The organism is Pseudomonas sp. TMB3-21 (genome assembly GCF_054898145.1).
This window is the reverse complement of sequence record NZ_CM142718.1, coordinates 1,438,408-1,460,531: the sequence shown is the minus strand read 5'-3', so window position 1 is coordinate 1,460,531 and position 22,124 is coordinate 1,438,408. Positions and strand designations below refer to the sequence as shown.

Sequence of the window (22,124 nt, the reverse complement as noted above, 5' to 3'; positions counted from 1 at the left end):
GACTCGATGACAGGAAATGAGTCCCAAGGCTAGCGCAACGCCCGATCCAGAGCCAGTTCCGAAACATCGGGACACGCAGGGCATGTCCCGTCGGAACGGTGATTACAGTGTCAGGATAGCTTGGGCCAGTTGCGAGTCTGTGGCGTCCAGTTGCGGAGCCTGGACGCGGATGTGATCAAGCGCGCTTTCCAGCTTCACGCCGCGAATGGCACCTTCGGTGGCGACAAAACTTGCCGCATCGTCACGCGCTGCGCGGACGATTTTGTCATCGCGAAACGAGGATGTTATGTCGGAGGTTGCGTCCGAAGTGGCCTTCAGTGCGCCGACGATGGAGTCAGTGGTCACAATGAAGCTGGAGGCGTTGGAATTGGCAGCCACGGCAAGCAGGGCTGCAGCGCTGAGCAGGCGAAGACGGGACATGGTGTAACTCCTGTGATTGATCTGATTAGAAGTGATGCTGTTGGATCAGACGTCAGTGACACGTCGTTCGCTACTTCTAACTGCATTTTAGGCCTGCACGTCAGAATTCGCACAGCCTGTAATTCATTGAAGCTCTATGGTCGAGGTCGTCGTTTATAACTGTACTGGTTGATGTGCGATTATGAATAACTGTACTTATCGAGGATTTGAACAACCACAAACGACAAAGCCCGTCGCAGTTTCCCGCGACGGGCTTTGTTTTCTGAATTCGGTGCTGGCGGTGGACCCGGTGGGTCAGAGCCAGCGACGCTGATTTAGCGCCAGAACGGCTTGCTCAACTCTTCGTAGCGTTGTGCTTCGCTGATACCGGCGTCAGCCAGCAGACGCGAATCCAAGCGAGCCAGTTGATGGCGGCTGGAGATGCGACGCTGCCACAACATCAGGTTGGCGATAACGCGCAAAGGCATGGAAGCCTGAGTTTTTGCTGCAGTGTTTTCGAAGAACAGGTCGGAACTGAGTGTACGTTCCATGATTGACATCCTTCCGCTTGTGGCGGGATCAGGTAGTGGTTTAACTGATGCCAATGATCCTCTCGTTTGGCCAGTCTCTCCAGATACAGTTCACTTGTATTGTGAGAGACCAGTTAACTGTTAAAGGATGGTGTACTGGTCGAAAATGAAGCAACTGTACCTGTCGGCACTGATATGGTGCGTTTTAGCGTGTCTAACCCGCGCAGGTAGGATAAAGCTGTAGGAAAAGACCAGTACAGCAGTACAGTTTTATTCGCGGCAGCGGCTCTTATACGAGGACTGATCGAACCGTGCATTCTTCATCCGCTATCTGTACCCGTTAAGAGGCAAGCATTCTTCCCGTTTCTTCCAGGTTAATGTGCCAGCTCAATGCATCCCGCAGCATATGCGGCGTATGTCCGCCGACTGCACAGGCGGCTGTGAAGTAATCGTCCAAGGCCTGACGGTAATCCGGATGCACGCAGTTATCGATGATCACCCGAGCCCGCTCCCGTGGTGCCAAACCACGCAGGTCTGCCAAACCCGCCTCTGTCACCAGGATGTCCACGTCATGTTCCGTGTGATCGACGTGACTCACCATCGGCACCACACTGGAGATGGCCCCGCCCTTGGCAATCGACTTGGTGACGAAAATCGCCAGATGCGCATTGCGCGCAAAATCGCCCGAGCCGCCAATGCCGTTCATCATTCGTGTGCCGCAGACGTGAGTGGAGTTGACGTTACCGTACAGGTCGAATTCCAGCGCCGTGTTAATGCCGATGATGCCCAGCCGCCGCACCACTTCAGGATGGTTGGAAATCTCCTGCGGGCGCAGAATCAGCTTGTCCTTGTAGCGCTCCAGATTGCTAAAGACATCGGCGTTGCGACGGCTCGACAAGGTGATCGAGCTGCCGGAGGCGAAACTCAGCTTGCCGGCATCGATCAGGTCGAACGTCGAATCCTGCAGTACCTCGGAATACATCGTCAGGTCTTCGAACGGTGAGTCGATCAAGCCGCACATCACCGAGTTGGCGATGGTGCCAATGCCGGCCTGCAACGGGCCGAGCTTGTTGGTCATGCGTCCGGCAGCCACTTCCCGCTTGAAGAAGTCGATCAGGTGGTCGGCAATGGCTTGGGTCTCAACGTCCGGCGGCAACACGGTCGACGGGGAGTCAGGCTGGTGGGTGATCACGATGGCGGCAATTTTTTCCGGCGGAATCGGTATCGCGGTGCTGCCAATGCGATCATCAACCTTCACCAGCGGGATCGGCGTGCGCGTCGGACGGTAGGTGGGGATATAGATGTCGTGCAAGCCTTCAAGATTCGGGTTGTGCGCCAGGTTGATCTCGACAATGACTTGCTTGGCGAAAATGGCAAAGCTGGCCGAGTTGCCCACCGATGTTGTTGGCACGATGTGGCCCTGCTCGGTGATTGCCACGGCTTCAATCACTGCGATGTCTGGAAGCTTGAGCTGCTGATTGCGTAGTTGCTCCACCGTTTCAGAAAGATGCTGATCGATAAACATCACCTCGCCAGCATTGATGGCCTTGCGCAAAGTGCTATCGACCTGAAACGGCATACGTCGCGACAGTACGCCCGCTTCGGTGAGCTGCTTGTCGAGGTCGTTGCCCAGGCTGGCACCGGTCATCAAGGTAATTTTCAGCGGAGAGATTTTTGCGCGTTCGGCCAGTGCCTGAGGCACGGCTTTGGCTTCACCGGCGCGAGTGAAACCACTCATGCCGACGGTCATCCCGTCTTCAATCAGCGCGGCCGCCTCAGCGGCACTCATCACTTTATCCAACAACGAAGACAGGCGAATACGATCACGGTACATGGAGGGTTTCTCGGGTGTCGAAAGCAAGGTCCGCAGTTTAGTGAATCTTGCGGGTGCCCGTCTCGCTACAAAGGTCGCATTCGAGGCGTCTATTTAGCGGGTTTCAGACAAAACATCGTTGCCGGATCGGTAACAGACGCAAACAAAAACGCCCCGAATGTCGGGGCGTTTGTTTAGCAGAACGGCTTATTCGACGGCTTTGACCATGTCCTCGATGACTTTCTTGGCGTCGCCAAAGACCATCATGGTTTTGTCCAGATAGAACAGCTCGTTATCCAGGCCGGCATAACCGCTGGCCATCGAGCGCTTGTTGACGATGATCGTCTTGGCCTTGAAGGCTTCGAGAATCGGCATGCCGGCGATTGGCGATTTGGGATCGTTCTTCGCCGCCGGGTTGACCACGTCGTTGGCGCCGAGAACCAAGACCACGTCGGCCTGACCGAACTCGGAGTTGATGTCTTCCATCTCGAACACCTGGTCATAAGGCACTTCCGCCTCGGCCAGCAAGACGTTCATGTGCCCCGGCATACGACCCGCGACCGGGTGGATCGCGTACTTCACGGTCACACCACGATGGGTCAGTTTTTCCGTCAGCTCTTTCAGTGCGTGCTGGGCGCGCGCTACCGCGAGACCGTAGCCTGGAACAATGATCACGGTGTCGGCGTTGGTCAGCAGGAATGTTGCATCGTCAGCCGAACCGGATTTGACCGGGCGAGCTTCCTTATCGCCTGCAGGACCTGCCTCGGCGGTGTTGCCGAAACCTCCCAGCAGTACATTAAAGAAGGAACGGTTCATCGCCTTGCACATGATGTAGGAGAGGATCGCACCCGACGAACCTACCAGCGAACCGGCGATGATCAGCATCGAGTTGTTCAGCGAAAAGCCGATTCCCGCTGCCGCCCAACCGGAATAACTGTTGAGCATCGACACCACCACCGGCATGTCTGCGCCGCCGATAGGGATGATGATCAGCACACCCATCACGAACGCCAGGACCAGCATCAGCGCGAAGGCAGTCAAGCTGCCAGTCAGCATGAAGGTGATACCCAGGGCCAGCGTTGCAAGGCCCAACAGCAAGTTCAGTTTGTGCTGACCGCTGAACTGTACCGGTGCGCCCTGGAACAGGCGGAACTTGTATTTGCCCGAGAGTTTGCCGAACGCGATCACCGAGCCGGAGAAGGTAATTGCACCGATAGCTGCGCCGAGGAACAACTCCAGACGGTTGCCGGCAGGGATCGCATCGCCCAGCTGTTTGACGATGCCCAGGGATTGCGGCTCAACCACTGCAGCGATCGCGATGAACACCGCTGCCAGCCCGATCATGCTATGCATGAAGGCAACCAGCTCCGGCATCTTGGTCATTTCAACGCGTTTGGCCATGATCGAACCGGCAGTGCCGCCGACCAGCAAGCCGACGATGACGTAACCGATGCCGGCCGTTGCCAGCTCCGCGCCAAGCTTGTAGATCAGGCCAACAGTCGTGAGAATCGCCAGGCCCATGCCGAGCATGCCGAACAGGTTGCCGCGCCGCGATGTGGTCGGGTGCGAAAGGCCTTTGAGGGCCTGGATGAAGCAGATGGACGCGATCAAGTAGAGCGTCGTTACAAGATTCATGCTCATTACTTTGGCGCCTCTTCTTTTACTTTCGGGGCTTTTTTCTTGAACATCTCGAGCATCCTGCGGGTGACCAGGAAGCCACCAAATACGTTGACCGCCGCAAGCGCTACCGCCAGCGTGCCCATGGTTTTGCCCAGAGGCGTGACGGTCAACGCTGCTGCCAGCATGGCGCCGACGATCACGATCGCCGAGATCGCGTTGGTCACCGCCATCAATGGCGTGTGCAGTGCAGGTGTGACGTTCCAGACCACGTGATAACCGACATAAATCGCCAGCACGAAGATGATCAGGTTGTAGATACCGGGGGAGATAAGCTCTTCCATCGTCTGAATCCCTGCTTAGGCGTTTTTACGGATGACTTGGCCGTCGCGGCACATCAGGCACGCGGCGACGATGTCGTCTTCGAGGTTCACTTCGAATTGGCCTTCTTTATTGAAGACCAGCTTGAGGAAGTCCAGCAGGTTGCGCGCATACAGTGCCGAAGCATCTGCCGCTACCGCGCCGGCGAGGTTGGTCGGGCCGCAAATGGTCACGCCATTTTCGACGACGACCTGGTCGGCCACGGTCAGCGGGCAGTTGCCGCCTTGCGCAGCAGCAAGATCGATGACCACAGAGCCCGGCTTCATCTGCGCCACGGTTTCGGCGCTCAACAAAGTCGGTGCCTTGCGCCCCGGAATCAGTGCGGTGGTAATGACGATGTCAGCCTGTTTGGCACGCTCGTGTACAGCCAGGGCCTGGCGTTGCATCCAGCTGGCCGGCATGGGCCGCGCATAACCGCCAACACCGACGGCGCATTCGCGCTCTTCATCGGTCTCGTACGGCACGTCGACGAATTTGGCGCCGAGGGATTCAATCTGCTCCTTAACCGCAGGCCGCACATCGGAAGCCTCGATTACTGCACCCAGCCGTTTGGCTGTGGCGATGGCCTGCAGACCGGCCACGCCGGCGCCCAGGATCAGCACGCGCGCCGCTTTTACGGTACCCGCAGCAGTCATCAGCATTGGCATGAAGCGGGGATAATGGTGCGCAGCGAGCAGGACAGCCTTGTAACCGGCGATGTTCGCTTGAGACGACAGCACATCCAGACTCTGCGCACGGGAAGTGCGCGGCGCGGCCTCCAGTGCGAAAGCGGTAATCCCGCACTCAGCCAGTTTGGAAATCGTTTCATTGCTGAACGGGTTGAGCATGCCAACCACCACGGTGCCGCTCTTTATCAGCGCCAGCTCGCTGTCACTGGGGGCGACCACCTTGAGAATCAGCTCGGCACCAAACGCATCGTTGGCGCTGCCAATCGTCGCGCCTGCCGCTTCATAGGCGCTGTCAACGACACTGGCATTTAAGCCGGCGCCGCTTTGAACGGTAATCCTATGACCTTGGCCGATCAGCTTCTTGATGGTTTCCGGGGTTGCAGCAACCCGCGTTTCACCCGTTTGGGTTTCGAGAGGAACACCAATGTGCACGTCAAATCTCCTGCGTGATCTTGTTGAGTAAACCCAGGCACTTCGGATGGTGCGCTGGGGCGGCCGATCAGCACGACCCCGCGAATCAGGGCGGGGCGCGGCATTTTGCAGGCGAACTTTGTGCCCTTCAAGGGATTATGACGGGTGACGGAAAATTAACTACAAGTCACCCCGTGACCGAATGTCGCAACTATACGACTCAATGCCTTGCAGGCCGTGCTCTGCAACGATTTTGGCGAAATTCCGACAGTTTCCATATCGGCACCATGAATGAGGCGTTATTGCTCCGTGATAGAGGCTGAAGGCCACGTCTTAAGGCGCTTGTGGGACGTTTGTGCCGTCTTTCGGTACAGTCTATGAATATGCGACAAATACTTATATCTGTAGGGTTATAAAATTACTGACTACGGGGTCAGCTAACGATGAAAGCCTTTATTCATGCAGGTTGTAGCTGTGCGCCTGATTTACTAACCAGTCGCGGAAAGCCTTCAATGAGGCGGATTCGACTTTTCGTTCCGGAATCATCAAGTAGTAGGCCTTGATGCTGGCGAGTGCTTCGGGGTTGGCAATCACCAGACGCTTCTCCGCCAGCTCACGCTGAATCAGAAACGGCGGGATCAGCGCGATGCCCATGTCATGCATCGCCGCCTGGGCAAGCATGGAGAATAGCTCGTAGCGTGGACCTGTCATGTCTCGGGGGATATTGAGGTGTTGCGAGTTGAACCACTGACGCCAGGCATAGGGGCGGGTGGTTTGCTGAAGCAGCGGCAGCTCGGCGATCTCAGCGGCACTCAGACTTGTCATCTCGGCAAGCAGGACGGGGCTGCACACGGGCATAGGATTTTCGCCCATCAGCCTGTGGGATTCGGTACCTGACCAGTCCGCATCGCCGAAGTAGATAGCGGCATCGAAGTCGGTGTCGGCGAACAGAAAGGGCCGGGTGCGGTTAGTGAGGTTGACCGTCACCTCTGGATGCTTCTGCTGAAAATCCTTGAGTCGTGGCAGCAGCCATTGAGTGCCGAAGGTCGGCACCACCGCCAGTTCAATCACGTTGGCGCCCTGTTGGCCCATGACCGACAGCGTATCCCGCTCGACGGCATCCAGTTGAGTTGCAACCCTGCGGCTGTAGGAAAGCCCGGCTTCCGTCAACTTCACGCCACGTCGCGAACGTCGGAACAGCTCCACGCCCAGGAATTCTTCGAGGCTGGCAATCTGTCGGCAAATGGCTCCCTGCGTGAGGGAAAGCTCCAAGGCCGCCTTGGTAAAGCTTTCGTTGCGTGCCGCCGCCTCAAAGCTGATCAGCGCCGTAGTACTGGGTATCTTTCTGCGCATGTACTTCAACCTCACTAATACATCGCGAAAAGCCGGTTTCGCAACGTTACGGAGTGAGAAATTAGCACAACAGTATGCAAATTCCTCGTTTGCGCACACGCTAAACGGCGCCTAGGATCAGTCCACGTTATTTGACCCGATTCGAGAGGACGCACTCATGGGCGGCAAAGCTAGCTTCAACTGGATCGATCCCCTGCTACTGGATCAACAGCTCACCGAAGAAGAACGCATGATTCGCGACACGGCAGAGCAATTCGCTCAGCAGAAGCTTGCGCCGCGCGTGCTTGAAGCTTTCCGTCATGAAAAGACTGATCCGGCGATTTTTCGCGAGATGGGTGAAGTGGGCCTGTTGGGCGCAACTATCCCGGAGCAGTACGGCGGCAGCGGTCTGAATTATGTCAGCTACGGGCTCATTGCTCGTGAGGTGGAGCGCGTCGATTCGGGCTACCGCTCAATGATGAGCGTGCAATCCTCTCTGGTGATGGTGCCAATCAATGAGTTTGGTACCGAAGCCCAGAAGCAGAAATATCTGCCGAAACTGGCGACTGGCGAATGGATTGGCTGCTTCGGTCTGACAGAGCCTGACCACGGTTCCGACCCGGGTGCGATGATTACTCGTGCGCGCAAGGTGGAAGGCGGCTACAGCCTGACCGGCAGCAAGATGTGGATCACCAACAGCCCGATCGCTGACGTATTCGTGGTCTGGGGCAAGGACGACGCGGGCGACATCCGTGGTTTTGTTCTGGAAAAAGGCTGGAAAGGCCTGAGCGCACCGGCGATCCACGGCAAAGTGGGACTGCGCGCCTCCATTACCGGTGAAATCGTCATGGACAACGTTTTTGTACCGGAAGAAAACATCTTCCCTGATGTACGTGGCTTGAAAGGTCCGTTCACCTGCCTGAACTCGGCACGTTACGGAATATCCTGGGGTGCACTCGGCGCTGCCGAATTCTGCTGGCACACCGCTCGCCAGTACACGCTGGATCGCAAGCAGTTCGGTCGCCCGCTGGCCGCTACTCAACTGATCCAGAAGAAACTCGCTGACATGCAGACCGACATCACCTTGGCGTTGCAAGGCTGCCTGCGTCTGGGGCGCATGAAGGATGAAGGTACGGCAGCAGTCGAGATCACCTCGATGATGAAGCGCAACTCCTGTGGCAAGTCGCTCGATATCGCTCGCATGGCACGTGACATGTTGGGTGGTAATGGTATCTCTGATGAATTCGGCGTGGCCCGTCACCTGGTCAACCTGGAAGTGGTGAACACTTATGAGGGGACTCACGACGTGCATGCGCTGATCCTCGGCCGCGCGCAGACCGGCCTTCAGGCGTTCTATTAATAGGAGAACGTCATGGGCGCGCTTTCTCATTTGCGAGTACTGGATTTGTCGCGAGTACTCGCCGGCCCCTGGGCCGGGCAGATACTGGCGGACCTTGGCGCTGAGGTGATCAAGGTTGAGCGTCCGGGCAATGGCGATGACACGCGCGCCTGGGGGCCTCCGTTTCTGAAAGACACCTATGGCGAGAACACCAGCGAGGCGGCCTACTACCTGTCAGCCAATCGCAACAAGCAATCGGTGACCATCGATTTCAATCGCCCGGAGGGTCAGGCGCTGGTGCGCGAACTGGCGGCCAAGTCGGACATCCTGATCGAGAACTTCAAAGTCGGCGGGCTGGCGGCTTATGGGTTGGACTATGAGTCGTTGAAGGTGGCCAATCCGAATCTGATTTATTGCTCGATCACGGGTTTCGGTCAGACCGGTCCTTACGCCAAGCGCGCCGGATACGACTTCATGATTCAAGGATTGGGCGGCTTGATGAGCCTCACCGGTCGACCGGAAGGAGATGAGGGTGCGGGACCGGTGAAAGTCGGCGTGGCATTGACGGACATCCTGACCGGCCTTTATTCGACGGTAGCGATTCTTGCTGCGCTTGCGCATCGAGAACAGGTAGGTGGTGGTCAGCACATCGATATGGCATTGCTGGATGTTCAGGTGGCGTGCCTGGCTAATCAGGCGATGAACTACCTGACAACGGGGAATGCCCCGAAGCGGTTGGGTAACGCGCATCCGAATATCGTTCCCTATCAGGATTTTCCTACGGCAGATGGCGATTTTATCCTCACCGTGGGCAATGACGGCCAATTCCGTAAGTTCGCAGAGGTGGCGGGGCAGCCGCAGTGGGCAGATGACGTGCGCTTCGCCACCAACAAGTTGCGCGTGGCAAACCGGGCGGAGCTGATTCCGTTGATAAGGCAGGCAACGGTGTTCAAGACTACGGCTCAGTGGGTGACGCAATTGGAGCAGGCGGGTGTGCCGTGTGGGCCGATCAATGATCTGGCGCAGATGTTTGCAGATCCTCAGGTGAAGGCGCGTGGCTTGGCCATTGAGTTGCCTCACGTATTAGCTGGACTAGTGCCGCAGGTCGCCAGTCCTATTCGCCTGTCCGAAACGCCTGTGGAGTACCGCAACGCGCCGCCTTTGTTGGGTGAGCACACAGCGGACGTTTTGCAGCGGGTATTGGGTATGGATGCCAGTGCGGTGTCGGCTCTGCAAGAGTCGGGTGTGCTGTGACTACCTCTTCTATATAGAAGGCCTGGTTTTACTATCTATATAAGAGGCAGAACGGCTGTTTCTGGTCTTCCTGCAAGTTATTGATAGAAAAGCATAAATTAGGGGTTGACGGCAGATTCTGGAAGTCTATAATTCGCCCCACTTCCGGCGCAGTCGAAACGGAAAACTCCTTGGTAAACAATGAGTTAAGCGGTTTTCGACAGCGGCTTGCTTCAGATCATCGAAGCCTGGAAGGAGTTGGAAGAGCGGTGTTGTTTGGCTCTTTTGACGATTCGATCTTCTCGGTCGAAAGCGGAGAAAAAGAGGTGTTGACAGCAGCGAGTAACGCTGTAGAATTCGCCTCCCGCTAACGAGAGATCGGAAGCGCAAGTGGTTGAAGTTGTTAAGGATTTCCAAGCGAAACTTTGAAAACTTCTTAAAATAACCGCTTGACAGAAACACGGAGCGCTGTAGAATGCGCGCCTCGGTTGAGACGAAAGATCTTAACCAACCGCTCTTTAACAACTGAATCAAGCAATTCGTGTGGGTGCTTGTGAAGTCAGACTGATAGTCAACAAGATTATCAGCATCACAAGTTACTCCGCGAGAAATCAAAGATGTAACCAACGATTGCTGAGCCAAGTTTAGGGTTTCTTAAAAACCCAAAGATGTTTGAACTGAAGAGTTTGATCATGGCTCAGATTGAACGCTGGCGGCAGGCCTAACACATGCAAGTCGAGCGGCAGCACGGGTACTTGTACCTGGTGGCGAGCGGCGGACGGGTGAGTAATGCCTAGGAATCTGCCTGGTAGTGGGGGATAACGCTCGGAAACGGACGCTAATACCGCATACGTCCTACGGGAGAAAGCAGGGGACCTTCGGGCCTTGCGCTATCAGATGAGCCTAGGTCGGATTAGCTAGTTGGTGAGGTAATGGCTCACCAAGGCGACGATCCGTAACTGGTCTGAGAGGATGATCAGTCACACTGGAACTGAGACACGGTCCAGACTCCTACGGGAGGCAGCAGTGGGGAATATTGGACAATGGGCGAAAGCCTGATCCAGCCATGCCGCGTGTGTGAAGAAGGTCTTCGGATTGTAAAGCACTTTAAGTTGGGAGGAAGGGCAGTAAATTAATACTTTGCTGTTTTGACGTTACCGACAGAATAAGCACCGGCTAACTCTGTGCCAGCAGCCGCGGTAATACAGAGGGTGCAAGCGTTAATCGGAATTACTGGGCGTAAAGCGCGCGTAGGTGGTTTGTTAAGTTGGATGTGAAATCCCCGGGCTCAACCTGGGAACTGCATTCAAAACTGACAAGCTAGAGTATGGTAGAGGGTGGTGGAATTTCCTGTGTAGCGGTGAAATGCGTAGATATAGGAAGGAACACCAGTGGCGAAGGCGACCACCTGGACTGATACTGACACTGAGGTGCGAAAGCGTGGGGAGCAAACAGGATTAGATACCCTGGTAGTCCACGCCGTAAACGATGTCAACTAGCCGTTGGGAGCCTTGAGCTCTTAGTGGCGCAGCTAACGCATTAAGTTGACCGCCTGGGGAGTACGGCCGCAAGGTTAAAACTCAAATGAATTGACGGGGGCCCGCACAAGCGGTGGAGCATGTGGTTTAATTCGAAGCAACGCGAAGAACCTTACCAGGCCTTGACATCCAATGAACTTTCCAGAGATGGATTGGTGCCTTCGGGAACATTGAGACAGGTGCTGCATGGCTGTCGTCAGCTCGTGTCGTGAGATGTTGGGTTAAGTCCCGTAACGAGCGCAACCCTTGTCCTTAGTTACCAGCACGTAATGGTGGGCACTCTAAGGAGACTGCCGGTGACAAACCGGAGGAAGGTGGGGATGACGTCAAGTCATCATGGCCCTTACGGCCTGGGCTACACACGTGCTACAATGGTCGGTACAGAGGGTTGCCAAGCCGCGAGGTGGAGCTAATCCCAGAAAACCGATCGTAGTCCGGATCGCAGTCTGCAACTCGACTGCGTGAAGTCGGAATCGCTAGTAATCGCGAATCAGAATGTCGCGGTGAATACGTTCCCGGGCCTTGTACACACCGCCCGTCACACCATGGGAGTGGGTTGCACCAGAAGTAGCTAGTCTAACCTTCGGGGGGACGGTTACCACGGTGTGATTCATGACTGGGGTGAAGTCGTAACAAGGTAGCCGTAGGGGAACCTGCGGCTGGATCACCTCCTTAATCGACGACATCAGCTGCTCCATGAGCTCCCACACGAATTGCTTGATTCATTGAAGAAGACGATAGAAGCAGCTTTAAGCTCCAAGCTGATAGCTCATGGCTAACAGTTACAAGCTCGAAATTGGGTCTGTAGCTCAGTTGGTTAGAGCGCACCCCTGATAAGGGTGAGGTCGGCAGTTCGAATCTGCCCAGACCCACCAATTTTGTTATGGGGCCATAGCTCAGCTGGGAGAGCGCCTGCCTTGCACGCAGGAGGTCAGCGGTTCGATCCCGCTTGGCTCCACCATAAACTGCTTTGACACGTTAGAGTTTAGAAATGAATATTCTGCAGTGAATATTGATTTCTAGTCTTTGATTAGATCGTTCTTTAAAAATTTGGGTATGTGATAGAAAGATAGACTGGACCACACTTTCACTGGTGTGGGATCAGGCTAAGGTAAAATTTGTGAGTTGCTCTTAATTGAGTATTATCGAATTTTCGGCGAATGTCGTCTTCACAGTATAACCAGATTGCTTGGGGTTATATGGTCAAGTGAAGAAGCGCATACGGTGGATGCCTTGGCAGTCAGAGGCGATGAAAGACGTGGTAGCCTGCGAAAAGCTTCGGGGAGTCGGCAAACAGACTTTGATCCGGAGATGTCTGAATGGGGGAACCCACCTAACATAAGTTAGGTATCTTAAGCTGAATACATAGGCTTAAGAAGCGAACCAGGGGAACTGAAACATCTAAGTACCCTGAGGAAAAGAAATCAACCGAGATTCCCTTAGTAGTGGCGAGCGAACGGGGACTAGCCCTTAAGTGGCTTTGAGATTAGCGGAACGTTCTGGAAAGTACGGCCATAGTGGGTGATAGCCCTGTACGCGAAAATCTCTTAGTCATGAAATCGAGTAGGACGGAGCACGAGAAACTTTGTCTGAATATGGGGGGACCATCCTCCAAGGCTAAATACTACTGACTGACCGATAGTGAACTAGTACCGTGAGGGAAAGGCGAAAAGAACCCCGGAGAGGGGAGTGAAATAGATCCTGAAACCGTATGCGTACAAGCAGTGGGAGCCCACTTTGTTGGGTGACTGCGTACCTTTTGTATAATGGGTCAGCGACTTATTTTCAGTGGCGAGCTTAACCGAATAGGGGAGGCGTAGCGAAAGCGAGTCTTAATAGGGCGTCTAGTCGCTGGGAATAGACCCGAAACCGGGCGATCTATCCATGGGCAGGTTGAAGGTTGGGTAACACTAACTGGAGGACCGAACCGACTACCGTTGAAAAGTTAGCGGATGACCTGTGGATCGGAGTGAAAGGCTAATCAAGCTCGGAGATAGCTGGTTCTCCTCGAAAGCTATTTAGGTAGCGCCTCATGTATCACTGTAGGGGGTAGAGCACTGTTTCGGCTAGGGGGTCATCCCGACTTACCAAACCGATGCAAACTCCGAATACCTACAAGTGCCGAGCATGGGAGACACACGGCGGGTGCTAACGTCCGTCGTGAAAAGGGAAACAACCCAGACCGTCAGCTAAGGTCCCAAAGTTATGGTTAAGTGGGAAACGATGTGGGAAGGCTTAGACAGCTAGGAGGTTGGCTTAGAAGCAGCCACCCTTTAAAGAAAGCGTAATAGCTCACTAGTCGAGTCGGCCTGCGCGGAAGATGTAACGGGGCTCAAACCATACACCGAAGCTACGGGTATCACTTAGGTGATGCGGTAGAGGAGCGTTCTGTAAGCCTGTGAAGGTGAGTTGAGAAGCTTGCTGGAGGTATCAGAAGTGCGAATGCTGACATGAGTAACGACAATGGGTGTGAAAAACACCCACGCCGAAAGACCAAGGTTTCCTGCGCAACGTTAATCGACGCAGGGTTAGTCGGTCCCTAAGGCGAGGCTGAAAAGCGTAGTCGATGGAAAACAGGTTAATATTCCTGTACTTCTGGTTATTGCGATGGAGGGACGGAGAAGGCTAGGCCAGCTTGGCGTTGGTTGTCCAAGTTTAAGGTGGTAGGCTGAGATCTTAGGTAAATCCGGGATCTTAAGGCCGAGAGCTGATGACGAGTGTTCTTTTAGAACACGAAGTGGTTGATGCCATGCTTCCAAGAAAAGCTTCTAAGCTTCAGGTAACCAGGAACCGTACCCCAAACCGACACAGGTGGTTGGGTAGAGAATACCAAGGCGCTTGAGAGAACTCGGGTGAAGGAACTAGGCAAAATGGCACCGTAACTTCGGGAGAAGGTGCGCCGGTGAGGGTGAAGGACTTGCTCCGTAAGCTCATGCCGGTCGAAGATACCAGGCCGCTGCGACTGTTTATTAAAAACACAGCACTCTGCAAACACGAAAGTGGACGTATAGGGTGTGACGCCTGCCCGGTGCCGGAAGGTTAATTGATGGGGTTAGCTAACGCGAAGCTCTTGATCGAAGCCCCGGTAAACGGCGGCCGTAACTATAACGGTCCTAAGGTAGCGAAATTCCTTGTCGGGTAAGTTCCGACCTGCACGAATGGCGTAACGATGGCGGCGCTGTCTCCACCCGAGACTCAGTGAAATTGAAATCGCTGTGAAGATGCAGTGTATCCGCGGCTAGACGGAAAGACCCCGTGAACCTTTACTATAGCTTTGCACTGGACTTTGAATTTGCTTGTGTAGGATAGGTGGGAGGCTTTGAAGCGTGGACGCCAGTTCGCGTGGAGCCAACCTTGAAATACCACCCTGGCAACTTTGAGGTTCTAACTCAGGTCCGTTATCCGGATCGAGGACAGTGTATGGTGGGTAGTTTGACTGGGGCGGTCTCCTCCTAAAGAGTAACGGAGGAGTACGAAGGTGCGCTCAGACCGGTCGGAAATCGGTCGTAGAGTATAAAGGCAAAAGCGCGCTTGACTGCGAGACAGACACGTCGAGCAGGTACGAAAGTAGGTCTTAGTGATCCGGTGGTTCTGTATGGAAGGGCCATCGCTCAACGGATAAAAGGTACTCCGGGGATAACAGGCTGATACCGCCCAAGAGTTCATATCGACGGCGGTGTTTGGCACCTCGATGTCGGCTCATCACATCCTGGGGCTGAAGCCGGTCCCAAGGGTATGGCTGTTCGCCATTTAAAGTGGTACGCGAGCTGGGTTTAGAACGTCGTGAGACAGTTCGGTCCCTATCTGCCGTGGACGTTTGAGATTTGAGAGGGGCTGCTCCTAGTACGAGAGGACCGGAGTGGACGAACCTCTGGTGTTCCGGTTGTCACGCCAGTGGCATTGCCGGGTAGCTATGTTCGGAATAGATAACCGCTGAAAGCATCTAAGCGGGAAACTAGCCTCAAGATGAGATCTCACTGGGACCTTGAGTCCCCTGAAGGGCCGTCGAAGACTACGACGTTGATAGGTTGGGTGTGTAAGCGCTGTGAGGCGTTGAGCTAACCAATACTAATTGCCCGTGAGGCTTGACCATATAACACCCAAGCAATTTGCTTGCTCTAATGAGCACCAGATTGCGGTGTGTGAAGACGAGATGAACCGAAAGTTCGATGCTCACAAACACCGAAAGCTGTCACATACCCAATTTGCTGAAGCGCGGCCAGCTGGCCACGACTCAGTACCCGAATTTCTTGACGACCATAGAGCATTGGAACCACCTGATCCCATCCCGAACTCAGCAGTGAAACGATGCATCGCCGATGGTAGTGTGGGGTTTCCCCATGTGAGAGTAGGTCATCGTCAAGATTAAATTCCGAAACCCCTATCTGCGTATGCAGGTAGGGGTTTTGTTTTAGTAGAAGTCACGAATTTTACTGGCACGTTTCCTTTTAACGGGCTGGTCACAGATTTTCTTGACGACCATAGAGCATTGGAACCACCTGATCCCATCCCGAACTCAGCAGTGAAACGATGCATCGCCGATGGTAGTGTGGGGTTTCCCCATGTGAGAGTAGGTCATCGTCAAGATTGAATTCCCAGAACCCCTGTCTGCTAACGCACACAGGGGTTTTGTCGTTTTGGGCTGGTTTTACTGTGGTCTTGCCCGCTAAAGCAGTTGATCAGGCACGCGGTCAAAGCAAGCCTCAAGCAAATATCTTCAAAACATTTCCCATTGCATCGTCCGCAAACCCCTGCACGAATGCCTTGAACGCCGGCAGCCCCGCTTCACCACCTTGCGCCGGTTCGGCGATGATCGTCCAGGTTGCGCGGGATGTGTCAGTATTCAAGGCCTCGACACTCATGGCTGCCCACAGATTGGCTACGCCCAAGGTGTTGTAGATGGTTGTCCACGTCATGCTCCGTGCATCGTCGTCGCGCGTGTTCAATTGCTCGACCACCAGGTTACCGTCCCTGAAAAACTTCTTGCGCAGGGAAGACACACCTTCGCCCGTCATCTCAATGTGCGACAGCGCCGGAATGAAAGCGTCGAATCCGGCGAAGTCGCCAACTACGGCCCAGACCTTGGCCGCATCCGCGGGTACCTCTACGGAAGACGTAACGTGGCAGCCTTGTGGATTTTTGACGAGGGTATCGGGTTGCAGATTTTTCATGGTGTTGCTCCGCTTCAGTGACTCAGATGAAGTTGATTTCTTTGAGGTAGTCGCAGCCACGCCGTAGCAGCGCCGCGGATTTATGCGGGTAACACGCGCCCATCTGCCGCACGCCAGCGTGGGCGTTGGCATGGCCAATCAATGAGATGTCGCCGATGTCTTCTTCAAAGCCGTTGAGGTAAAAACCGAGCACGCCGAACAACGCATTGCTACTGTCGACCCGGCCCAACTGCTGTTGCCAGTCGGCCACGCTGACCATGGAAAACTCCCGACCGCTTTCACGGAAAGAAGCCACATAAGTGTCCCAGCTCAAAGGTTCGGGGTTGTGCAGGTTGAACACCGCTTGTTCAGGCTGATAGCGGCTTGTATGGAAGGCGATGAAACGGGCGAGAAAGTCCACCGGCATCAGGTCGAAGTTGAGTGCCAAGTCCGGCACCTGTCCCAATTGGATAGAACCCTTGAGCATCAGCATCAGACGGTTTTTGTGCGGTTGGCAGACGCCACTCACACTGTTGAAACTGATGTTACCGGGGCGGTAAAGATTGACCCGAACACCCCGCTCACGCGCGCGTTCAAGAATGCGTTCGGCGACCCACTTCGAGAGGTTGTAACCGTTCTTGATGTAGATCGGGGGAGTGGGCGCGGCGGGTAATTCTAGCACCCGGCCATCGCTGCCGATCGTGCTTGAGGCTGACAACGTAGAGACGAAGTTGAAGATCTTTTTGCTGCGTCCTTCGCACAGTCGCAGGCATTCAAATATTGGCTCGACGTTGTCGTTTGCCAGCGAATCGTAATCGAGCACATGATTGACGTTCGCGGCGTTGTGCACCAACGCACCATAATCCTGGTCAAGACGCGCGTAATCGTCTGCCGAAAGAGCCAGCAAGGGCCGCGTAATGTCCGCCGCATAGACTCGCACCCGGCTCATATCCAGATGCCCCAGACGATTTTCCTGCAACGCCTGCGTAAATCGTTCAGCCGCCGATTGGCTCTCGCTTTCGCGTACGAGACAGGCGACCTCGCTCGCCCCCCACTCCAGCAGCGCTTCGACGATGTGCACGCCGACGAAGCTATTGGCGCCGGTGACGATCACCTTGTGCACATCGCCCATACGACTTAACGGTAGAGCCTGCACAGCGAGTTCACGGCAGGCATCCGCCAGAGCCTGTTGGCTCAGCACTTCCTCCGTGCCCGAACCGCGGACGAGTGTCGCCAGCTTGGCGATGGTCGGCTGTTCGATGAAGCGGTTAATGGAGATGCTGCGACCGAACTCTTCCCGCAGGCGCAACAGCATTCGCGACAGCAAAATCGAATGTCCGCCCAGATTGAAAAAGCTTTCGTCGGTAGAAATCTCGCTGGCTGGCAATTCCAGCAACTCGCCCCAGATGTCGACCAACAGCGCTTCATCGGCATTGGCCGGCAGGCGCCGTTGCGGGTTCTCGACGATGCGGACGGGCAACTCCAGCAGCACCTTGCGATCCACCTTGCCGTTACTGGCAAAAGGCATGCTTGCCAGTTCCGTCCACGCTGTGGGCTGCATGTAGTCGGGAAGAAATTGCCTCGCATGCGTCTTCAGTGCTTCGAGCGCCGCACCTGGGTGATCGCCTTGGGGTTGTGCCATGAATGCGAGGATTCGCCGTTTGTGGTCGATCACAACCGCCACTTGCCGATAGCGCTGGCCATCACGCAGGCAGCGTTCTATTTCCTCCGGCTCGACCCGAAAACCACGGATCTTTACCTGGTTGTCCAAGCGTCCGCACAGCTCGATCCCGGCTGCCGTCCACTTCGCCATATCGCCGGTGCGATAGGCTCGTAAACATTGGCCATCCGGTAGGTTCAGATTCAGATACCGTTCAGCCGTCAGCTGCGAGTTGTTCAGATAACCCAGGCATACGCCCGGCCCGACGATAAATACCTCGCCCACGGTTTGCTCGACGACCGGCTGCAAATCTTGATCGAGAATGAGTATCTGGCTATTGGCGATCGGTGCTCCGAGCGTGCGGTTATTGTCACCGTGGCGCAGTTGTCGTGCGGTGATCAACACTGTGGCTTCGGTGGGGCCGTAAAGGTTATAGAGCTTACCCTCACGCGTCAGTTGCTCGATCACAAAAGGCTCGCAGACATCACCGCCCGTCATGACGTGATCCAGCGCCTGCAATTGATCAAGCGGCAGAATGCTCAACAACGCAGGCGGCAGAAAGGCGTGGCTCAATGTCCGCTGGCGGATCAATTTCACCAGTTGCAGCGGGTCACGCTTTTGATCGTCGTTGGGCACGATCAATTCGGCGCCTTGCACCAGTGTCGGAAAGATATCAATCAGCGACGAATCGAAACCCAGCGACGAGAACTGCAACACACGGCTGCGCTCGTCCAGTTGCACATAGGCGGCGTACCACGCGGTGAAGTGCGCAAGGTTCGCCTGACTGAGCAACACGCCTTTTGGAACGCCCGTGGTGCCCGAGGTATAGAGCGCCATGCACGGTGCTTCCAGGGCAGGGCGCTGGCGCATCAGTGGTTGATCGGCTGCCAGGCTTTCAGCGTCGATTGCCGTGATGTCCAGACCGGGTATCTCGGTCGCGAGCGGGTGTTTGCCGTCGTGCAGCAACAGCGCCGCCTTGGCATCCGACAGAATGAAACGCTGACGTTCCAAGGGATGGTCAGGTTCCAGCGGCAGGTAGATCGCGCCGCTGCCAAGAATCGCCAAAATTCCCGCGTACAAGGCGCTGCATTTTGGCAAACAAATGCCTATCACCAATGGCCCTTCGTGCTGCCTTGAAACCGCCTGCAACTGCTGCTGAATCGCGCGGCTGTGAGCGTGCAATTGGCGATAGGTCAGGCAGGTGTTGGCGATGTGCAGCGCGGGTCTGTCGGCGGACTTGATGAAGCGCTGTTCGAGCCGCTCAATCATTGGTATTTGAGCGAGTTGCAGCAGCCCGGAGTCTGTTGTCGCATTGAAGCGATGGACGAACGCCAGGGATTGGAGAAATAGCAGACCTTCCACCCTTTCGTAATCGAACGGCGCTAAAGGCTTGGCCTGTAGCAAATACTCCGTGTCCCGCGAGAAACGACTGACTAGCAATGCCGCCTGATCTATCAGTTCGACGACCGCGCACTGACGCAGCGCCTGACCGTTACCTGACAGTTCGTCTGCAATCGGCACACGGCAGATTGCTGCCGAACCGTACAGACACAGCAGGTCCAGCGACGGCAATCCGGATGTTCCGGGCGCGTTCACCCCCAGGCACACTGTCAGCCGCGCTGTACTGCCGAAGTCCTGCGGGGGCAGGCTAGCATCGTCGATCCACAGGTCGACATGGCCTGACGGCTGCACGTCGAGGGTGGTCGACAGCCTCACCGCATGCCCTTGATGTTCGAGCTCAAGCGCCAGGTCGTTCAACGCCTGGCTGCGACCGCTGAGCAAAATGTCGAGACGTTTCATGCTGTGCTCCTCGCTAAACCAGGTAATCGCTCAAGGCCGACTGGATGCACGGCGAATCCAGCAACGAACTGCTGCGGAAGAAACGCACAATGTTGGCGACCAAGGGATGATGTCGGCTGATCGGGAAGGCCATTGCCGACACTTCGCTGTTGAGTGCACTGCGCGCGGTATCACTGATCTGCAGGGATGCAATCAGGCGCAAATCGAACGATTTCTGGATGTCGTGGGTCAGGTACTGCCCGATGAACACCGGCAGAATCTGTGCGATGCACTGACGGTCATCTTCGTTCGCGGTGTGCCAGTAGATGCGCACCAGACGCGACCAGAATCCCGAGTGCCGGCCCTCGTCGAGCAGGTGATCGGCCATCAACCCCTTGATCGACTGCTTGACCGTGTCGTCCTTGGCGAATGCCGCCACATCGCCGGTCACGGTGTTCTCGGCGATGGCCACGCAAATCAACTCGATGACACCGCGCAAGTGTTCGGGGGCGAGAGCGACGGCGGCCGGGATCGCCCGGCTCAGCTCGATTTCATCCGGCAGTTCAATCGGTGCGATGCCGGTCATGGCGATGGTTTGTTGCATGAAGTCCATGGCCACCAGCGCGTGGTAATCCTCGTCCACCACCACGGTCATCGCGTCGTAGCGACAGGCAAACGGGAAGGCGACCGGGAAACGGTTCTTGGCGATGTTGCGAGCGGTCTTGTCGACGATCTCGGTTTCGAAAATCACCACGTCGTTGATAAATTTGTAGAGCGTCTGTACCAAAGCGAAATCACGTTGCTCGGGACATCCGCGCAGGAAGGTATCGCTCAGCACCAGCGGTTGACGGCTCAGCGGATAAATCAGTTTCTCGTCGTTCTCCAGGATGCGGCGCGGGCGAGTGCGGATAGTTGCGCGGCTTTCCCATGTCTCGGCAAAGGATTGGTAATCGGCAGCGTTCATGCGACCACCTGCGCAGCCGGCGCGCTCATGCTCAGGCGCAAACCGTCCCATAGCGCGAGACGGCTCTCCACGGCTGCAAGGGCACTTGCGTAAACGTCTTTTTCGCGTTGCGGGTCACCACCGACCAAGCGCGCGAGCAGTCTTTCCGCCGCCGGGCCGTGGTCTTCGGAGTCGACTTCGATATGCCGCTGCAAGTAATAACGGAAGGTTGGCGCCTGCTCGAGGCCGATGCCCCAGTCGTCGAGAATCCGCTGGAACATCTGCGGGATGACGCTCTCTCGACCATGCAGAAATGCAGCCGCCACGCAATGGCCAGGCGCATGCAGCGCGATTTGCAAGGTGTGCCGTACAAAGCGCGCAGTCGCCGGGTCGACATCGACGCTCTGCAACGCCACTTCGTAACCCACACCCTGCTGTTGCAGGCTGATAAAACGTTCGATGGCTGCGGTGCTTGCGCCGACTTCGCGCATCGCATCCAGATACAACTCGAAATGACTGTAATGACCTTCTGCCGGACGATCATCGGATTCTTCGCCCAGTACGATCTCGTTGATCAATCGTGTCGCCTGTGGATCTCGCGGTGGCAACCACGGCAGCTGAACGCAGGTCAGTTCCTGCTGCAGGCGTTTGGTCAATGACATGAAATCCCATACTGCAAATACATGCGATTCCATAAAGCGTTGTAATACCGGAAGCGAATCAATTTCGGAGAATATTGGATGCGCGCCGAGTGCTGTTTTCTTCTGATCTAAAAGTTGTTTTGTTAAATTCATTGTATGACCTTTAGGTGTTCTGAAGAGCAGTGGTTGAAGTGTCTTGTCAGTTCTGAAGGTTTTCCATTGGCGAACGAGTGCCTCAAACGAATTGATGGCATTCGTCAGCAAAAGCTATGCGTTGTGCGGCGTTCCGCCAGGTCCAGTGGCGGCTGAAGAAAACTAATACATGTAGAAAGGCCCGAGCAAGATATTTTTATATTATTTAAATGCTCTAATAAACTGGGCGCGATAAGTTTCAATAAAACTTTTATTTAATGTTTTATTTGGGCGTAGTTGCTCCTTCCGACGCTAACAGGTCAGAATTAAAATGAAGAGTGAATGCCTCACTCGAAGCAACTTTCAAAGTGCATTTCATTTGGTGATTTGGGGAGGAAGTCGACTGGACGCCGGATCTTCCTTGCCCGTGACAAGACTCCTTCCGTAGGTTCTTGATGCGGGCGCGCGAGACGTCACCCGTTGATTGCATATTGGCAGTCCAAGAGTGAGCGTAAATCAAGGCAGCCGCTATCACCGCCGCTTCATGCTGTCAGGGTG

The 22,124-nt window shown here is 55.4% G+C and carries 13 protein-coding genes, 2 tRNA genes and 4 rRNA genes; 8 read left to right on the top strand and 11 right to left on the bottom strand.

Annotation, left to right across the window (positions count from 1 at the left end):
- Positions 1-102: 102 nt before the first annotated feature.
- The 7 genes from ACYZTS_RS06755 to ACYZTS_RS06725 all read right to left on the bottom strand — a co-directional run bounded on the left by ACYZTS_RS06755 (position 103) and on the right by ACYZTS_RS06725 (position 7,172).
- Positions 103-420 carry a DUF2388 domain-containing protein gene (locus tag ACYZTS_RS06755; RefSeq protein WP_028619840.1) on the bottom strand — a complete coding sequence of 106 codons (318 nt, stop codon included), beginning with the start codon at positions 418-420 and terminating at the stop codon, positions 103-105.
- Between the two features lie 314 nt (positions 421-734).
- On the bottom strand, positions 735-950 hold the full coding sequence (locus ACYZTS_RS06750; RefSeq protein ID WP_028619839.1) for a DUF1127 domain-containing protein: 216 nt from the start codon (positions 948-950) through the stop codon (positions 735-737).
- 319 nt (positions 951-1,269) lie between these two features.
- Entirely contained in the window at positions 1,270-2,763 is a 1,494-nt protein-coding gene (locus ACYZTS_RS06745; RefSeq protein ID WP_461994903.1) for an acetyl-CoA hydrolase/transferase family protein, read from the bottom strand.
- Positions 2,764-2,949: 186 nt separating this feature from the next.
- Positions 2,950-4,383 carry an NAD(P)(+) transhydrogenase (Re/Si-specific) subunit beta gene (locus ACYZTS_RS06740; protein ID WP_461994901.1) on the bottom strand — a complete coding sequence of 478 codons (1,434 nt, stop codon included), beginning with the start codon at positions 4,381-4,383 and terminating at the stop codon, positions 2,950-2,952.
- The gene (locus ACYZTS_RS06735; RefSeq protein WP_003187417.1) at positions 4,383-4,703 is read right to left on the bottom strand and encodes an NAD(P) transhydrogenase subunit alpha part 2; all 321 of its coding nucleotides are present in this window, start codon (positions 4,701-4,703) and stop codon (positions 4,383-4,385) included. The genes ACYZTS_RS06740 and ACYZTS_RS06735 overlap by 1 nt, the downstream gene beginning before the upstream one ends.
- Positions 4,704-4,718: 15 nt before the next feature.
- Positions 4,719-5,840, bottom strand: coding sequence for a Re/Si-specific NAD(P)(+) transhydrogenase subunit alpha (locus ACYZTS_RS06730; RefSeq protein WP_028619836.1), 1,122 nt, complete (start codon positions 5,838-5,840; stop codon positions 4,719-4,721).
- 432 nt (positions 5,841-6,272) lie between these two features.
- Positions 6,273-7,172 (bottom strand): LysR family transcriptional regulator, encoded by a 900-nt coding sequence (locus ACYZTS_RS06725; RefSeq protein ID WP_461996364.1) that lies wholly within the window; start codon positions 7,170-7,172, stop codon positions 6,273-6,275.
- Between the two features lie 157 nt (positions 7,173-7,329).
- Between ACYZTS_RS06725 and ACYZTS_RS06720 the strand changes: the two genes are divergently transcribed.
- The 8 genes from ACYZTS_RS06720 to rrf (ACYZTS_RS06685) all read left to right on the top strand — a co-directional run bounded on the left by ACYZTS_RS06720 (position 7,330) and on the right by rrf (ACYZTS_RS06685) (position 15,848).
- Positions 7,330-8,511 carry an acyl-CoA dehydrogenase gene (locus ACYZTS_RS06720; RefSeq protein ID WP_028619834.1) on the top strand — a complete coding sequence of 394 codons (1,182 nt, stop codon included), beginning with the start codon at positions 7,330-7,332 and terminating at the stop codon, positions 8,509-8,511.
- 12 nt (positions 8,512-8,523) lie between these two features.
- Positions 8,524-9,744 carry a CaiB/BaiF CoA transferase family protein gene (locus tag ACYZTS_RS06715; protein ID WP_461994896.1) on the top strand — a complete coding sequence of 407 codons (1,221 nt, stop codon included), beginning with the start codon at positions 8,524-8,526 and terminating at the stop codon, positions 9,742-9,744.
- A gap of 653 nt (positions 9,745-10,397) precedes the next feature.
- A 16S ribosomal RNA gene (locus ACYZTS_RS06710) occupies positions 10,398-11,936 on the top strand.
- A gap of 123 nt (positions 11,937-12,059) precedes the next feature.
- Positions 12,060-12,136, top strand: a tRNA-Ile gene (locus tag ACYZTS_RS06705).
- A 10-nt stretch (positions 12,137-12,146) separates the two neighbouring features.
- Positions 12,147-12,222, top strand: a tRNA-Ala gene (locus ACYZTS_RS06700).
- 240 nt (positions 12,223-12,462) lie between these two features.
- Positions 12,463-15,354 (top strand): 23S ribosomal RNA (locus ACYZTS_RS06695).
- A 156-nt stretch (positions 15,355-15,510) separates the two neighbouring features.
- Positions 15,511-15,626 (top strand): 5S ribosomal RNA (gene rrf / locus ACYZTS_RS06690).
- Positions 15,627-15,732: 106 nt separating this feature from the next.
- Positions 15,733-15,848 (top strand): 5S ribosomal RNA (rrf, locus tag ACYZTS_RS06685).
- The 16S, 23S and 5S rRNA genes sit together here with 2 tRNA genes alongside, the layout of an rRNA operon.
- Before the next feature lie 116 nt (positions 15,849-15,964).
- Here rrf (ACYZTS_RS06685) and ACYZTS_RS06680 read toward each other — a convergent pair.
- The 4 genes from ACYZTS_RS06680 to ACYZTS_RS06665 are packed head-to-tail and all read right to left on the bottom strand — an operon-like array spanning position 15,965 to position 21,587.
- A complete protein-coding gene (locus tag ACYZTS_RS06680) occupies positions 15,965-16,432 on the bottom strand; it encodes an SRPBCC family protein (protein ID WP_461994894.1) in 468 nt (155 codons plus the stop codon).
- A 22-nt stretch (positions 16,433-16,454) separates the two neighbouring features.
- Complete coding sequence (locus ACYZTS_RS06675) at positions 16,455-19,871, bottom strand: amino acid adenylation domain-containing protein (RefSeq protein ID WP_461994892.1); 3,417 nt, start codon at positions 19,869-19,871, stop codon at positions 16,455-16,457.
- Positions 19,872-19,884: 13 nt separating this feature from the next.
- Positions 19,885-20,814 carry a diiron oxygenase gene (locus tag ACYZTS_RS06670; protein ID WP_461994890.1) on the bottom strand — a complete coding sequence of 310 codons (930 nt, stop codon included), beginning with the start codon at positions 20,812-20,814 and terminating at the stop codon, positions 19,885-19,887.
- On the bottom strand, positions 20,811-21,587 hold the full coding sequence (locus tag ACYZTS_RS06665; RefSeq protein ID WP_028624103.1) for a DUF3050 domain-containing protein: 777 nt from the start codon (positions 21,585-21,587) through the stop codon (positions 20,811-20,813). The genes ACYZTS_RS06670 and ACYZTS_RS06665 overlap by 4 nt, the downstream gene beginning before the upstream one ends.
- Between the last annotated feature and the right edge of the window lie 537 nt (positions 21,588-22,124).

Bases quoted from the DNA above. Each gene is read 5' to 3' on its own strand.
- ACYZTS_RS06755 (WP_028619840.1), bottom strand. From the start codon at position 420: ATGTCCCGTCTTCGCCTGCTCAGCGCTGCAGCCCTGCTTGCCGTGGCT.
- ACYZTS_RS06750 (WP_028619839.1), bottom strand. From the start codon at position 950: ATGGAACGTACACTCAGTTCCGACCTGTTCTTCGAAAACACTGCAGCA.
- ACYZTS_RS06745 (WP_461994903.1), bottom strand. From the start codon at position 2,763: ATGTACCGTGATCGTATTCGCCTGTCTTCGTTGTTGGATAAAGTGATG.
- ACYZTS_RS06740 (WP_461994901.1), bottom strand. From the start codon at position 4,383: ATGAGCATGAATCTTGTAACGACGCTCTACTTGATCGCGTCCATCTGC.
- ACYZTS_RS06735 (WP_003187417.1), bottom strand. From the start codon at position 4,703: ATGGAAGAGCTTATCTCCCCCGGTATCTACAACCTGATCATCTTCGTG.
- ACYZTS_RS06725 (WP_461996364.1), bottom strand. From the start codon at position 7,172: ATGCGCAGAAAGATACCCAGTACTACGGCGCTGATCAGCTTTGAGGCG.
- ACYZTS_RS06720 (WP_028619834.1), top strand. From the start codon at position 7,330: ATGGGCGGCAAAGCTAGCTTCAACTGGATCGATCCCCTGCTACTGGAT.
- ACYZTS_RS06715 (WP_461994896.1), top strand. From the start codon at position 8,524: ATGGGCGCGCTTTCTCATTTGCGAGTACTGGATTTGTCGCGAGTACTC.
- ACYZTS_RS06680 (WP_461994894.1), bottom strand. From the start codon at position 16,432: ATGAAAAATCTGCAACCCGATACCCTCGTCAAAAATCCACAAGGCTGC.
- ACYZTS_RS06675 (WP_461994892.1), bottom strand. From the start codon at position 19,871: ATGAAACGTCTCGACATTTTGCTCAGCGGTCGCAGCCAGGCGTTGAAC.
- ACYZTS_RS06670 (WP_461994890.1), bottom strand. From the start codon at position 20,814: ATGAACGCTGCCGATTACCAATCCTTTGCCGAGACATGGGAAAGCCGC.
- ACYZTS_RS06665 (WP_028624103.1), bottom strand. From the start codon at position 21,587: ATGAATTTAACAAAACAACTTTTAGATCAGAAGAAAACAGCACTCGGC.